A 14745-nucleotide genomic window follows, 5' to 3' on the forward strand; every position below is an offset into this window, starting at 1 on the left:
CCCTCGGATATCAATCGAGCAGCATGATCGCGGTCGGTGCGTCTTCGTTGCTCTCGGCAAGGTCTTCGAACTCGACGATGTTGTCGATCTCGACGCCCATGGAGATGTTGGTGACACGTTCGAGAATGAACTCGAGGACGACGGGCACCTGGTGTTCCTTCATCAACTGCTTGGCCTGCTTGAAGGCCGAGGCAAATTCTTCCGGCTTGCGAACCCGGACCGCCTTGCAGCCCATGGCTTCGGCAACGGCGACGTGATCGACACCATAGCCTGCTTCGGGATCGCCCGAGCGGTTGATGTTTTCGAACGACAGGCTGACTTCGAAATCCATGGTGAAGCCGCGCTGCGCCTGGCGGATCAGGCCGAGATAGGCGTTGTTCACGACGACGTGGATGTAAGGCAGCTTGTGCTGGGCACCGACCGCCAGTTCCTCGATCATGAACTGGAAGTCGTAGTCACCCGACAATGCGACGATGTCGCGATCCGGATCGGCGGCGCGGACACCGAGGGCTGCCGGCAGCGTCCAGCCGAGCGGTCCGGCCTGGCCGCAATTGATCCAGTTGCGCGGCTTGTAGACGTGCAGGAACTGAGCACCGGCAATCTGCGATAGGCCGATGGTGGTGACATAGGTGGTGTCGCGGCCGAAGGCCTTGTTCATCTCCTCGTAGACGCGCTGCGGCTTGAGCGGCACCTGCTCGAAGTGGGTCTTGCGCTTCATCGTCTTCTTGCGGTCCTGGCACTCCCTGGCCCAGGCGGACCAGTCGCGCAGCTTGCCGGCGGTCTTCCATTCGGTGGCGACGTCGAGCAGCATCTTCAGGGCCGCGCCGGCATCCGACGTGACGCCCAGGTCGGGCGCAAAGACACGGCCGATCTGGGTCGGCTCGATGTCGATGTGGATGAACTTGCGGCCGGCCGTGTATTTGTCGACCGAACCGGTGTGGCGGTTGGCCCAGCGATTGCCGATGCCGAGAACGAAGTCCGAGGCCAACATGGTCGCGTTGCCGTAGCGGTGCGACGTCTGGAGGCCGCACATGCCAGCCATCAGGCGATGATCGTCAGGGATCGCGCCCCAGCCCATCAATGTTGGAACGACGGGAACACCCGAGATCTCGGCGAACTCGATGAGCAGGTCCGAGGCGTCGGCGTTGATAATGCCGCCACCGGCCACGATCAGCGGCTTTTCCGCCTCGTTGAGCATCGACAGCGCCTTCTCGGCCTGGGCGCGCGTCATCGCCGGCTTGTGGACCGCGAGCGGCTCATAAGCGTCGATGTCGAATTCGATCTCGGCCAGTTGAACGTCGACGGGCAGGTCGACCAGGACCGGCCCCGGCCGTCCGCTGCGCATCAGGTGGAATGCCTTCTGCAGCGTCATCGGCACCAGGTACGGCTCCATGACGGTGACGGCCCATTTGGTGACCGGGCCCGCGATCGCGGCAATGTCAACAGCCTGGAAATCTTCCTTGGTGAGGCGTGCCCGCGGCGCCTGGCCGGTGATGCAGAGGATCGGGATCGAGTCGGCGGACGCCGAATAGAGGCCGGTGATCATGTCGGTGCCGGCAGGACCGGACGTGCCGATACACAGGCCGATATTGCCGGCCTTGGTGCGGGTATAGCCTTCGGCCATGTGCGATGCGCCTTCGACGTGGCGGGCAAGCACATGGCGGATCGAACCGCGCGCCTTCAGGGCCGAATAGAGCGGATTGATGGCGGCGCCCGGCACGCCGAAGGCACAAGAGATGCCTTCCTTCTCGAGAACGAGGACCGCTGCATCGACAGCGCGCATCCGGGCCATGGTCTTACCTCCAACGATCGAAACTGATTGTTGGCTGATCCTGTCATTGCGGATCGTATTTTGCAATTTTTTCAAAATATTTTTTCATTTTGAAACACACGTGTCTATTATCTGATTTTAAACAGTTTTTCATTTTTCGTTGCAAAGCGCGCCATCTTGGATGAAAAAGTTTTTTAGAAGCGTTTCGGAGCAAGCATCATGGCAACGATGGAAAAACGGCAACGCGGGCGGCCTCGGGCTTTCCAGCCCGCCCCTGACGCGGGTTCGGTGCAATCGCTGGATCGGGCACTGCGCATCCTGGCCATCGTCGCCCATGGCGACGGGCTTTCGCTGAGCGAGATCTCAGCCGCCTCGGACCTTGCCGCGGCAACCGCCTACCGCATGCTGACGACATTGCAGAACCACGGCATGGTCGAGTTCGAAAGCGATGGCCAGTTGTGGTCGATCGGGGTCGAAACCTACCGCATGGGCTCGGCATTCCTGCGTCGGCGCAAGCTCGTCGACCGCGCCCGCACCGTCATGCAGGAACTGATGGAGAAAACCGGCGAAACGGCCAATCTCGGTGTCGCCGAAGACGATTGTGTCGTGTTCGTCAGCCAGGTCGAGACGCACCAGGCGATCCGCGCCTTCTTCCGGCCCGGCACCCGCAGCCCGTTCCATGCCTCGGGCATCGGCAAGGCCGTTCTTGCCCATCTCGACCGCGACCGGGTGAATGCCATCGTGCGTAAGGCAGGCCTCGACGCCTATACGGAAAGGACGCTCTCGGAACCGGCATTACTTGCCCGCGATCTCGACCAGATCCGTACGCGCGGCTGGTCGGTTGACGATGAGGAGCGTTATCCGGGCATGCGCTGCATTGCCGCCGCGGTGTTCAACGAATTCGGCGAACCCATTGGCGGCGTTTCGGTTTCCGGACCTACGGTGCGCGTGACGCCCGAACGTCTCGGCGAGATCGGCCCGATCGTGCGCGACGCCGCGGCCGAACTGACCAGGATGATCGGGGGATCTCCCGATGGCACCGTGCCAGGCCTCTGAAAACACAAGCGGGAGAAGGGTTGCCCCTCTCCCGCTGCCTTCGGTTCATGCAGTCCGGACTACAGGCGGCAGTAGCGCAGCCGGCCATCATAGCCGACATAGGTGTCGGTACGCGGATCGTAGCTGCGGTAGCGCGCCAGGCAGCGCTGGACATGGCTGCCATAGGGATCGACCGGGTAATAGGCATCATAATAGGGCGCGGGCGCCGGACGATGGCCGCCGGCAATGATTGCGCCGGCAATGAAGCCGCCGGCGCCGGCGAGTGCTGCGGCCTCGGCCCTGGTCAGACCGCCGGCGGAAGACTGCTGGACAGTGCTGGCGAGGCCGGTTGCGACGACGGCAGCGGCGATAAGACCCGAAATCATCTTGCTCTTGAACGACATGGTGCTCTCCTTCGGTTGTTCTGGGAGGCGTTCCATCCGCCTCTCGCCAGTCAGTGGCTGCGGACGGGCAAAAGGTTCACGAACCCGAAGATTTTTTTCTGCTTCGCCTTGGGCCAAATGGCTGTGCTTGACAGCGGTGCGTCATCGGACGAAGTCAAAGGCTCAATGCAATGACCATCGCCGGAAAAGACATGAGCCTGCAGTCAGTCAAAGCCTTCTTCGCCGAACATGCCCCCGACATCGAGGTCATCGAGACGCCGACCAGCTCGGCGACGGTGGCATTGGCCGCCGAGGCACATGGGGTTGAGCCGGCGCAAATCGCCAAGACCATATGCCTGCGTGTCGGCGAGCGCGTGTTGCTGGTGGTGGCACGGGGCGATGCGCGCATCGACAACCGCAAGTCCCGCGACGCATTCGGCGGCAAGCCGCGCATGCTCGACCACGAGCAGGTCGCAGAACTCACCGGCCATCCCGTGGGCGGGGTCTGCCCGTTCGGACTGGCCACACCCGTGCCCGTCTACTGCGACGTCTCGCTGCGCGCCTTTGACAAAGTGGTGCCGGCAGCGGGTGCAATCAACGCGGCCGTCCGCATCGGCGTCGAGCGCATGGCACAGCTTGTCGGCGCGGAATGGTGCGACATCTGCCAGGACGCCGTCGACAGGCAGGGAACGGAAGCTGCGGAATAGATTGGGCTGGTGCCCCCGGCAGGAATCGAACCCGCGACCTTCGGTTTACAAAACCGCTGCTCTACCAGCTGAGCTACAAGGGCAATTTGCCCCGGTTAGCATATTCTGCGCCCCAGTAAAGACAATTCCGGTCGGGCTGCGACGCATCCCCAGTCCGCAACGCGCAGATGGGCCTAAAACCGGCGACCTGTCCTCACTACATGATTGACGTGGGGCATTGTCCCCCGGCGCTGGAGATGATGGATGATCAGGTTTGTCATCATAGCCGCAGCGGTCGCGATCGCCTGGCTTTTGCTGCTCATGCTTTTCCGCCAGGCCAGGGCGGCGCAGTTCGACTGGACCGGCATCGCAGCGATCGTCGGCTTCATCGCGCTTGCCTTTTACCTGCGCCACGTCACCGGCATGGGCTGAAGCTGAGCGATTTCGCCCAACAGGTCGCCCTCCCTTTGCTTCGCGCACCCTGCATGCTAACCCGTTGCCGGCGGCCGGCATCGGCGTTCGGACCGCCTGCAGGGAGCATATGGACGCCAAGTCGCTGACATTTTCGTTCGCATCCTCGGGCACGCCCGAGGCGGATGCCGCGGCAAAGCGGCTTTCGCGTCGCTATGGCCAGATGCCTTTCGGCCAGGCCGACATCGTGGTGGCGCTGGGCGGCGACGGTTTCCTGTTGCAGACGCTGCGCGAGACGATGAGCACCGGCAAGCGCGTCTACGGCATGAACCGGGGCACGGTCGGCTTCCTGATGAACGAATATGGCGAAGACGACCTGCCCGAACGCCTGGCCTCCGCGGTCGCCGAAACCATCCGTCCGCTCGAAATGCAGACCGTCGACGAAGACGGCGCGACGATGGACGCGCTTGCCATCAACGAGGTCTCGCTGCTGCGCCAGTCGTACCAGGCGGCGCGGTTGCGTATATCGGTCGACGGCAAGGTGCGGCTCGAGGACCTGATCTGCGACGGCGTGATGGTTGCGACACCCGCCGGCTCGACCGCCTACAACCTGTCCGCACATGGCCCGATCCTGCCGCTTGACGCGCCACTCCTGGCGCTGACGCCGGTCAGCCCGTTCAGGCCGCGGCGCTGGCGCGGCGCGCTGTTGCCCAAGACCGCCGTCGTGCGCTTCGAAATACTGGAAGAGCGGAAGCGTCCAGTGAACGCGGTTGCCGACCATACGGAAGTCAAATCCGTGGTTTCTGTCGAGGTCAAGGAATCCGCATCGCACACCGCGACCTTGCTGTTCGATGCCGGCCATTCCTGGAGCGAGCGCATCCTGGCTGAGCAGTTCAAATACTGAGCATTGGGCCACAGCCGGAAGCAAAGGGCTGCAAACGCTGGTTGCGTGCCAGTTTGAGTTGACAAATCGCACACTTACGCCTATCGCGTTGCGGCATATTGCAGGCGAGTTGCGCCTGTCGTGGCGAATACGCCGCGCCCTTGAACGAGCAAAGACAGCCAACACACTTGTCCGAAGACACTCAGACCGCTCCAGAAGCGTTGACCTTCGCAGACCTCGGCCTCTCGCCGAAGGTCCTTTCCGCAGTCACCGACGCCGGCTACACGCAGCCCACGCCGATCCAGGCGGGCGCGATCCCGCACGCCTTGCAGGGCAAGGACGTGCTCGGCATCGCCCAAACGGGCACCGGCAAGACGGCATCCTTCGTGCTGCCGATGCTGACGCGCCTTGAAAAGGGCCGCGCCCGGGCGCGCATGCCGCGTACGCTGATCCTCGAGCCGACGCGCGAACTTGCCGCCCAGGTCGAAGAGAACTTCGTCAAGTACGGCAAGAACCATCGCCTCAACATCGCGCTGCTGATCGGCGGCGTATCGTTCGACGAACAGGAAAAGAAGCTCGAGCGCGGCGCCGATGTCCTGATCGCCACGCCGGGCCGCCTGCTCGACCATTTCGAACGCGGCAAGCTGCTGCTATCGGCAGTCGAGATCCTCGTCATCGACGAGGCGGATCGCATGCTCGACATGGGCTTCATTCCCGACATCGAGCGCATCTGCAAGCTGATCCCGTTCACGCGCCAGACGCTGTTCTTCTCGGCGACGATGCCGCCCGAGATCACCAAGCTGACCGAACAGTTCCTGCATGCGCCGGTGCGCATCGAGGTGGCCAAGGCAGCGACCACAGCATCCACCGTCACCCAGCGTCTCGCCAAGTCCGGCCCCAAGCCCTGGGACAAGCGCGAAACCCTGCGCCGCCTGATCAATGCCGAAGGCGACGAGATCAAGAACGCGATCATCTTCTGCAACCGCAAGGTCGACGTTTCGGAGCTGTTCCGCTCGCTGGTCAAGCACGACTTCGACGCCGGTGCGCTGCATGGCGACATGGACCAGCGCGCGCGCATGACCATGCTTTCCAATTTCCGCGACGGCAAGCTGCGCCTGCTGGTTGCCTCCGACGTCGCCGCACGCGGCCTCGACATTCCCGATGTCAGCCACGTGTTCAATTACGACGTGCCGATCCACGCCGAGGACTACGTCCACCGCATCGGCCGCACCGGCCGTGCAGGGCGTTCGGGCAAGTCGTTCACAATCGCGACTCGTTCCGACACCAAATATGTCGACGCGATCGAAAAGCTGATCGGCCAGAAGATCGAATGGCATGACGGCGACCTGTCGACTGTCGTTGCCAGCGAAGGCGACGACGAGGCTCCGCGCCACGGCCGCAGCAATTCGCGCCGCGGCGGCAAGGAACAGCGCCATGGCCGCGACCGCGACCGCAAGCCCCGCGAAGAAGCGCCCGCTGTCCAGGCAGCAGTTGCCACTGAAGCTCCTGTCGACAATGTCGTGTCCGACATCGACGAGCGCCGCGAGCGCAAGGAAGCGATCCGGAACGGAAATGCCGAGCGCAAGCCGCGCGCAGAGCACGACAAGCAGCGCCGCGACGATCGCGGCAACCGCCGGGGCAACCGCGAGCGCGAGGAAGACGACGACCGCACGGTCGGCTTCGGCGACGACATGCCGGCCTTCATGCTGATCGCGACCAACGTCTGATCGCCGAAAGCTTCAATCAATAGAGCTCAAACGAAAACGGCCCCTTTCGGGGCCGTTTTTTTTGCTTCGCGGCAATCGCCACTCAGGTGAGCGGCGACAGCTGGATTTCGACGCGGCGGTTCTGCGCGCGGCCGTCGGATGTGGCGTTCGATGCAATCGGACGCGTCGCGCCGAAGCCGGTAACGGCAAAACGGCGCGAATCGACGCCCTGTGCGCCGAGGTAATTGGCAACGGACAGCGCCCGACGCTGCGACAGGTCGAAATTGTGCTGGTCGCCACCGGTCGAGTCGGTGTGGCCGAACACGTCGACGGTAGTCTGGTTGAACTTCTTGAGCACCAGGGCAACCGAGTTGAGCGTGCCGTAGAATCCCGCCTTCACGTCATCCTGATCCGTAGCGAAGGTGATGTTCGACGGCATGTTCAGGATGATCTGGTCGCCGGCGCGGGTAACGCTGACGCCGGTGCCCTGGAGTTGAGCGCGAAGCTCCGATTCCTGCCTGTCCATGTAACCACCGGCGAGGCCGCCGGCGAGTGCGCCGACACCGGCGCCAATCAGCGCATTGCGACGATCATTGCCACCAGCCAGCATGCCGAGGCCGGCGCCGGCCAGCGCGCCAAGACCCGCGCCCGCAGCCGCGTTCGACACCTTCTGGTCACCCGTATAGGGGTCGGTCGTGCAGGCGCCGACAAACATGCTGCCAGCCAGCACGAAAATCACTGTCTTCTTCATAAGGATGTCCCTCTCCGTACCGCGAAGCTCAACAGTGCTTCGCGCAAAGCCCTTCATCGGCCTTGTAGCATGAAATACGGCGAAAAACGGAACAGCGGCAAACAACCGAGGCGCAAAGTCGCAGACTATCGCCAGGTCACCACAGGTTCTTGCCCTCGATGACCACGACATCGACCTTATCGGAATCGAAACAGTCGAACAGGCGCAAGCTTACGCTGACCTGAGTATCGAAATCAGGCTCGCCGCAACCGCATCAGGCGCAGAAATCATGTTTCACGATCGTTGTCGGCGGCCCACTCAGTAGGACCTAGGCGGGACGAACAGGCATATGGTCCGGCTGTCATCGGCACCTGCGACCGAGCACCAATGGTATTGGCCATCCGGCGAATCGTGGATGCGCGCGTCCTGGTAGGTGACGACCTCGCCGGTGCCTTCGATGACATAGCCTTGCGGACGCTCGCTGATGGCCTTCTTGGGCACCTCGCGGCAGTCGTAACCGGAGCAGCAGGCGAAAGGATAGGTCCAGCCTTTGGGTGCGTCATGCGATGAGACTGGAGGAGTGCTGAGCGAGATCAGCGCTAGCGCCAAGACAGCAGGCACATATCGGCGCGGACGGGGCTTTCCTGGGCACAACATGGCGTCTTCCCCTGAGATACCCCCCAGCGAAAGCCTGCGCCCGCATGCTTAACGAAATGTTAGCCGGAATGTTCCGGGCATCGGCGCCCGGCCACACTGCGCGGCCGGGCGTGATCTGACCGATCAGTCGAGGTCGGCGACGGGCTGTCCTGCACCGCCTTCAATGCGCTGCGACAGCGAGGCTTCCATGAAGTCGTCGAGATCGCCATCCAGAACGTCCGAAGGGCTGGTGCTTTCGACGCCGGTGCGCAGATCCTTCACCAGCTGGTACGGCTGGAGAACATAGGAACGGATCTGGTGACCCCAGCCGATGTCGGTCTTGGCGGATTCTGTCGCGTTGGCGACGGCTTCGCGCTTCTTCAGCTCTTCCTCGTAGAGACGCGAGCGCAGCATTTCCCAGGCCTTGGCCTTGTTCTTGTGCTGCGAGCGCTCGGCCTGGCAGGCAACCGCGATGCCAGTGGCGATGTGCGTGATGCGCACCGCGGAGTCGGTGGTGTTGACGTGCTGGCCGCCGGCTCCCGAGGACCGGTAGGTGTCGATGCGGACGTCGGATTCAGAAACATCGATCTCGATCGAATCATCGACAACCGGGTAGACCCAGACGCTGGAGAACGAAGTATGGCGCCGCGCATTGCTGTCGTAGGGCGAGATGCGGACCAGGCGATGGACACCCGATTCCGTCTTCAGCCAACCATAGGCATTGTGGCCCTTGATGAGCAGCGTGGCCGACTTGATGCCGGCTTCTTCGCCGTCATGGACTTCCAGAACCTCGACCTTGAAGCGGCGGCGCTCAGCCCAGCGCGTGTACATGCGCAGCAGCATGTTCGCCCAGTCCTGGCTTTCGGTGCCGCCGGCGCCGGCATGGATTTCGAGATAGGTGTCGTTCTGGTCGGCTTCGCCCGACAGCAGCGACTCGATCTGACGGGCCCGGATTTCGCCCGAAAGCGAACGGATAGCGGTTTCGGCCTCGCTGATGATGTCAGCGTCGCCTTCTTCCTCGCCCATCTCGATCAGGCCGATATTGTCGTCGAGCGCCTGGCTCAGGCCCTTGATGGACCTGATGCTGTCGTCGAGCGACTGGCGCTCGCGCATCAGCTTCTGCGCTTCCTGGGGGTCGTTCCAGAGAGCGGCGTCCTCCGCCCTCATGTTCAGGTAATCAAGCCGCTTTACCGCCTGATCCCAGTCAAAGATGCCTCCTCAGCAGGCTTATGGCCTGCCTGATTTCGTCGACGATGTTCTGCGTTTCCGCGCGCATGGCAGTGTGCTTCTTCTTGTTGCTGGCGGCCTGAAAAGACCCTTGAATCGGCGCGGAACATAGGGTCGGGGCTGCCACCTGTAAAGGGAAATGGGCGGCCGCCGCTGCTTCCGCCCATCACAATCGGGACTGCAGGCGCCCACGCCTATCCCGCGTGGGCCTTTTCAAGCTTGTCGACCTCGATCCTGGTCATCTGCAACATTGCCTGCATCACCCTGCCCGCCCTGGCGGGATCGGGATCTCCAAGCAGGCGCGGCAAGGCTTCTGGCACTACCTGCCATGACAAGCCGAACTTGTCCTTGAGCCAGCCACACTGGCCAGGCTGGCCTCCTTCCGACAAGCCATACCAGAAATGGTCCACTTCGGCCTGGTCCTTGCAATCGACAACCATCGATAGCGCCTCGGTGAACTTGAACATGGGGCCGCCGTTGAGGGCGGTGAAGCGCATCCCTTCAAGCTCGAACTCCGCAACCATGACACTGCCGGCCGGCCCGGGCCCGGCTTCGCCATAGCGAGCCACCTTGCCTATGCTGGAGTTCCTGAAAACCGACGTGTAGAAATTGATCGCCTCTTCTGCCTGGTTGTCGAACCAAAGGAACGGCGTGATCTTCTGCATCATTCTCTCCCTTTTCAGAATCCGGACTTTCCTGAACCCGGATCGCCTTGACGTTTCCGTTTCAAGGACGTTCGAACGGGCAAGCTTCCTACATGCGGGGGAGACCATGCCTCGCCTGTCAATTATATAACTTTAAGGATATATATCTAATAGGGTATCGGCAAGTAACGCTGTCCTGCGCGCAAACGAAAAATGCGCGCGGCCAAAGCCGCGCGCATCCTGAAAGCTTGCCTGGGGGCCGGCTTTCGCCGGTTGCCGTGCGGGCTAGTAGAGGCCGCCACCGCCCTCGCTGATGGCCTTGCTGGCCTGTGGCGACAGCGCTTCGCCATAGCCGTTGCTGCCATCCTCGCCCATGCCGATGACCCAGTAGCTGTCGGCCGGCCCGGTGCCGGGCTTGAAGGCTTCCATGATGGTGCCGGGCGCGCCCTGGGCTGCCTGCATGCCGGTCTTGCGATCGATGGAAATCAGGGTCATGCCCTCGGGAACCACGAAATCGACCTTCGGCGTGCCCTCGAGCGCCACCTTCATGAATTCCTTGAAGATAGGAGCCGCAAGGCCGCCGCCGGTGGTGCCCTTGCCGAGCGTCTGCGGCTTGTCGAAGCCGAGATAGAGCCCGACAACGAGGTTCGGCGTATAGCCGACGAACCAAGCGTCCTTCTCGTCATTGGTCGTACCGGTCTTGCCGGCCATCGGGCGGCCCAGCTCCAGCAGGGTCGTCGCGGTACCGCGCAAGACGACACCTTCCATCATCGAGGTGATCTGGTAGGCGGTCATCGGGTCGAGAACCTGCTCGGAATTGTCGACCAGTTCCGGTTCGGGCTGGTTGGCCCAATCGGGGGCGACGCAACCCTCGCAGCCGCGCTCATCGTGCTTGAACACGGTCTTGCCGTAGCGATCCTGGATGCGGTCGATCAGCGACGGCTTGATCTGCCGGCCGCCATTGGCCATCACGGCGTAGGCAGAGACCATGCGCATGACGGTAGTTTCGCCGGAACCCAGCGACATTGCCAGCACCGGCAGCATCTTGTCATAGACGCCAAAGCGCTCGGCATATTCGGCGACCGTCTTCATGCCCATGTCGTTGGCCAGGCGCACGGTCATCAGGTTGCGCGAGCGCTCGATGCCGGCGCGAAGCGTCGACGGACCCGCCGCCTTGCCGTCATAATTCTTCGGCGTCCAGCTCGTGCTACCGGTCTGGATGGTGATCGGGCCATCCATGATCACCGATGCCGGGGTGTAGCCATTGTCCAGTGCTGCCGCATAGACGAACGGCTTGAACGCAGAACCGGGCTGGCGCATCGCCTGGGTCGCCCGGTTGAACTCGGACTGCGCGAAGGAGAAGCCACCGACCATGGCCAGCACGCGGCCGGTATGCGGGTCCATGGCGACAAGGCCGCCCGAAACGTCGGGCACCTGGCGCAGCGCATAGCTGTCGCTGCCTTCGTTCTTTTCGACATAGACGACATCGCCGGCCTTGAGCACGTCGGCGGGAGAATTCGCCTTCACGCGCTTGCCGTCGACGACATGGCGCATGGCGAAGCTCATGTCCTCCGCCGACACGGTGCTGCGCTCGCGGTCCTTGGAGAGTGCGCCGGAAATCTCGCGCTTGGGCTGGAGGCCGATGTCGAGCCCCGCCTTCGAACTGTCAAGCACGACCGCAAGGCGCCATTCGGGGACGTCGTCGAGGCCCTTGACCTCGCCCAGCGCCGTGCCCCAGTCGCTGGAAACGTCGATGCTCTTGACCGGGCCACGGTAGCCGCGCAAGCGATCGTACTTTTCCAGGCCCGACTGCATGGCCTTGCGTGCCATCGCCTGAAGCTTCGGATCAAGCGTGGTGCGCACCGACAGGCCGCCCTCATAGAGCGCATCCTGGCCATAGCGGGAGATCAGTTCGCGGCGTACTTCCTCGGTGAAGTACTCGCCGGCGAAGACATAGGTACCGACGCGGCGCGGCGTGACGCCGAGCGACGAAGCCTTGGCCTTTTCACCCTCTTCGCGCGACACGTAACCATTGACGACCATCTGGTCGATGACCCAATTGCGGCGCTCGATCGCGCGGTCGGTGTACCTGAAGGGGTGATAGTTTGACGGGCCCTTGGGCAGGGAGGCGAGATAGGCCGCTTCGGCGACAGTCAGCTCGTTGACCGACTTGTCGTAATAAGTCAGCGCGGCGCCGGCGATGCCGTAGGCCCCGAGACCGAAGAAGATCTCGTTGAGATAGAGCTCGAGAATGCGATCCTTCGAGTAGGCCTGCTCGATGCGGAAGGCCAGGATCATTTCCTTGATCTTGCGCTCGTAGGTCTGGTCGGAACTCAACAGGAAGTTCTTGGCGACCTGCTGGGTAATCGTCGAGGCGCCGACCTGGCGGCGGCCGGAGCCCAAATTCTGGAAATTGGTCAGCACCGCGCGGCCAAGGCCGGTCACGTCGATGCCGGGGTGGTTGTAGAAATTCTTGTCTTCGGCCGACAGGAACGCCGCCTTGACGCGATCGGGTACGGCCTGAATGGGCAGATATAGCCGGCGCTCGCGCGCGAATTCGCCCATCAGCGCGCCATCGGAGGCGTGGATGCGCGTCGTCACCGGCGGCTCATACTTGGCGAGCACCTCGTAGTCCGGCAGCTCCTTGTTGACCTGGCCGAGATAGATCGCCACGCCCGCCGCAACGACAAGCGCAAGCGTCGTGCCGATGCCGAAGAAATAGCCGATAAGACGAATCATGCCCGCTCCAGTACAAGGTTCGGGGATTCCCTAAACCAACCCGCCATCACCGCAAGCCGCAGGTACTGTCCCGATCCGTAATCGGCCACCCATGTCGTGCGGTTGTGGGCAAAATACGGCAATAGCCGGCAAGCGCCAAAGATTTTGGCCGGAAGGACCACAAATTGCCCGGGCAGTTGCTCGTCCGCAACGCCGGATTGTGAGGCATCAGCCGCCAGTGCCGCCGGCCCGCTCGGCAACGAAGGCAGCGACAGCCTTCGAAATGCTGGTTGCGGCCTTCTCGCGCCAGTCCGCGCTACGAAGCTGCTCCTCGTCCTCGGGATTTGAGAGATAGCCGAGTTCGACCAGCACCGACGGCACGTCGGGCGCCTTGAGCACCCGGAAGCCAGCCGAGCGATGCGGGTTGTTGATCATGCCGACCGTCGGCGACAACTCGCCGACCAGCGAACGGGCGAAACGCGTCGAAAAGCCATGCGTCTCGCGCCGGATGAGATCGACGAGAATGTCGGAGACCTCGTGATTTTCTTCCGCGACATCGACGCCGGCGAGTTGATCGGAGAGGTTTTCGCGATCGGCGAGCGCCTGGGCGTCGGCGTCGGACGCCTTGTCGGAGACGGTATAGACCGTCGCACCGCGAATGCCTTTCAGGCGGATGGTGTCGGCGTGGATCGAAATGAACAGGTCCGCCTCGGCCTGGCGAGCGATGCGAACGCGATCGTCGAGCCGCAGGAAATCGTCGTCCTCCCGCGTCAGCACGACCTTGTAGCTGCCGTTGGCGGCCAGCTTGGCTTTCAACTCCTTGGCGAAGGCGAGCGTGACCGATTTCTCGACCGTACCGTTCAGGCCTTCGGCACCGCCGTCGATGCCGCCATGCCCGGGGTCGAGGACGATCGTGAACGGCCGGTCGCCGCGATGGGCGATCTTGCCGATGCGGTCGCTCTTGGGCGTGGACACCGTCGAGCCCGTCGTCTCGGCCTGGATGGCAAGTGCCGCGTCGAACTCCCGCTCGGAGGCTGCGGCGACATCGGCGACCATGCGGTAGCCCGAGCCATCTTCATTCTTGAGGATATCGACCTTTTCGACGTTGAACGGCCCCTTCGACGTCACGATGAGACGCGAAGCGCCCTCGCCCGATGTGCCATAGCGTACGCCCTTGATCAGGCCACGTGGCTTGAGGTCCTTTGCGTCCAAGGTCAGCGCCGTGTCGGGAAGATCGACAACCAGACGGTGAGGCCCGCGCAGCAGGAACCATTTCGGCTCCGGCTCGCGGTCGAAATTCATGACGATGCGCATATGGGTAGCATCGCCTGCCATCTTGTAGTCGAGCGTCTTTATCGCATCGCCGGCAAAAGCCGGGTGGGATTGAAGGCCAAGGACAGCCGAAAGCAGCGCCAGCAGCAAAAGCAGCGGACGCCACATTGCGCCCCAGGGCTGACTGCCCCCGATCGGGAAGCTCTTGCCAGTCACTGCCGCAGGCCCCATCTCTCGTCTTGCCGCTCCAAAAGCAGGCGCGCACAGGCTGCACGCCGAGGTCAGTCGCAGGACAAAATACGCTGCCCCTTCGATTAACGACTGGTAACCAGAGAAGGTTAACCGAGTCTTTGCGGAAATGCTCCCCTGCCGGCTGTCGCACCTGCCTTTGCCGGCGTCGGAAATCAGGGTTGCGCTCAACCTCGCCAAATCATAAAAGCGACATTGGATCACTGCAATCCTGGGCCCGCGCCCTCAGCGCCTTCCGCTAGGGAACCACGCGACGAGCGATGGCTCAACTCGCAAAAGAGAAACGATTTCAGTGATCGCGACGAGATTCGCAGGCGCGGCCCGTGGCGGGGTAGCGACTGCGTGAGAAAAACGGCCGGACACTCATTCCGCGCCGGCTCTGTAAGAGCAAAGT

General features: G+C 62.8%; 13 protein-coding genes, 1 tRNA gene and 1 pseudogene. 5 read left to right on the top strand and 10 right to left on the bottom strand.

The features are described from left to right. Nucleotides 1-10: 10 nt before the first annotated feature. The gene (gene gcl, locus ASC75_RS09810; protein WP_055973844.1) at nt 11-1792 is read right to left on the bottom strand and encodes a glyoxylate carboligase; all 1782 of its coding nucleotides are present in this window, start codon (nt 1790-1792) and stop codon (nt 11-13) included. Nucleotides 1793-1990: 198 nt separating this feature from the next. Here gcl and bhcR point away from each other — a divergent pair, with 198 nt between their 5' ends. Then, complete coding sequence (gene bhcR / locus ASC75_RS09815) at nt 1991-2827, top strand: HTH-type transcriptional regulator BhcR (RefSeq protein ID WP_055973847.1); 837 nt, start codon at nt 1991-1993, stop codon at nt 2825-2827. Nucleotides 2828-2886: 59 nt separating this feature from the next. On the opposite strand, the gene ASC75_RS09820 is transcribed toward bhcR, so the two are convergent. Next, the gene (locus ASC75_RS09820; protein WP_055973962.1) at nt 2887-3210 is read right to left on the bottom strand and encodes a BA14K family protein; all 324 of its coding nucleotides are present in this window, start codon (nt 3208-3210) and stop codon (nt 2887-2889) included. A 191-nt stretch (nt 3211-3401) separates the two neighbouring features. Here ASC75_RS09820 and ASC75_RS09825 point away from each other — a divergent pair, with 191 nt between their 5' ends. Next, nucleotides 3402-3896 (top strand): YbaK/EbsC family protein, encoded by a 495-nt coding sequence (locus tag ASC75_RS09825; RefSeq protein WP_055973966.1) that lies wholly within the window; start codon nt 3402-3404, stop codon nt 3894-3896. A gap of 7 nt (nt 3897-3903) precedes the next feature. On the opposite strand, the gene ASC75_RS09830 is transcribed toward ASC75_RS09825, so the two are convergent. Continuing rightward, nucleotides 3904-3979 (bottom strand) — tRNA-Thr (locus ASC75_RS09830). Between the two features lie 160 nt (nt 3980-4139). On the opposite strand from ASC75_RS09830, the gene ASC75_RS26405 reads away from it, so the two are divergent. The 3 genes from ASC75_RS26405 to ASC75_RS09840 all read left to right on the top strand — a co-directional run bounded on the left by ASC75_RS26405 (nt 4140) and on the right by ASC75_RS09840 (nt 6896). After that, nucleotides 4140-4307 carry a hypothetical protein gene (locus ASC75_RS26405; protein ID WP_184117331.1) on the top strand — a complete coding sequence of 56 codons (168 nt, stop codon included), beginning with the start codon at nt 4140-4142 and terminating at the stop codon, nt 4305-4307. Between the two features lie 109 nt (nt 4308-4416). After that, entirely contained in the window at nt 4417-5190 is a 774-nt protein-coding gene (locus tag ASC75_RS09835; protein ID WP_055973850.1) for an NAD kinase, read from the top strand. A gap of 167 nt (nt 5191-5357) precedes the next feature. After that, entirely contained in the window at nt 5358-6896 is a 1539-nt protein-coding gene (locus ASC75_RS09840; RefSeq protein ID WP_055973853.1) for a DEAD/DEAH box helicase, read from the top strand. An 82-nt stretch (nt 6897-6978) separates the two neighbouring features. Here the strand turns inward: ASC75_RS09840 and ASC75_RS09845 are convergent, their stop codons facing one another. The 7 genes and pseudogenes from ASC75_RS09845 to ASC75_RS09870 all read right to left on the bottom strand — a co-directional run bounded on the left by ASC75_RS09845 (nt 6979) and on the right by ASC75_RS09870 (nt 14333). Further along, nucleotides 6979-7626, bottom strand: coding sequence for an OmpA family protein (locus ASC75_RS09845; protein ID WP_055973856.1), 648 nt, complete (start codon nt 7624-7626; stop codon nt 6979-6981). Nucleotides 7627-7762: 136 nt separating this feature from the next. Then, nucleotides 7763-7870, bottom strand: a pseudogene (locus tag ASC75_RS26720) (GFA family protein); the annotation flags it as partial. A gap of 53 nt (nt 7871-7923) precedes the next feature. Next, nucleotides 7924-8262: a hypothetical protein gene (locus tag ASC75_RS09850; protein ID WP_156381181.1), complete on the bottom strand. Its 339-nt coding sequence runs from the start codon at nt 8260-8262 to the stop codon at nt 7924-7926. A 123-nt stretch (nt 8263-8385) separates the two neighbouring features. Further along, a protein-coding gene (gene prfB / locus ASC75_RS09855) for a peptide chain release factor 2 (RefSeq protein ID WP_156381182.1) occupies nt 8386-9517 on the bottom strand; the annotation gives its coding sequence in 2 pieces (ribosomal slippage) (nt 8386-9450 and nt 9452-9517; 1131 coding nt in all). 145 nt (nt 9518-9662) lie between these two features. Beyond that, nucleotides 9663-10133 carry a VOC family protein gene (locus ASC75_RS09860; RefSeq protein WP_055973969.1) on the bottom strand — a complete coding sequence of 157 codons (471 nt, stop codon included), beginning with the start codon at nt 10131-10133 and terminating at the stop codon, nt 9663-9665. Between the two features lie 264 nt (nt 10134-10397). Beyond that, nucleotides 10398-12851, bottom strand: coding sequence for a penicillin-binding protein 1A (locus tag ASC75_RS09865; protein WP_055973868.1), 2454 nt, complete (start codon nt 12849-12851; stop codon nt 10398-10400). Nucleotides 12852-13058: 207 nt separating this feature from the next. Further along, the gene (locus ASC75_RS09870; RefSeq protein ID WP_082496502.1) at nt 13059-14333 is read right to left on the bottom strand and encodes an N-acetylmuramoyl-L-alanine amidase; all 1275 of its coding nucleotides are present in this window, start codon (nt 14331-14333) and stop codon (nt 13059-13061) included. Nucleotides 14334-14745: the final 412 nt, after the last annotated feature.

The sequence above is a fragment of the Aminobacter sp. DSM 101952 genome (assembly GCF_001424795.1).
Taxonomy (GTDB): Bacteria; Pseudomonadota; Alphaproteobacteria; order Rhizobiales; family Rhizobiaceae; genus Aminobacter; species Aminobacter aganoensis.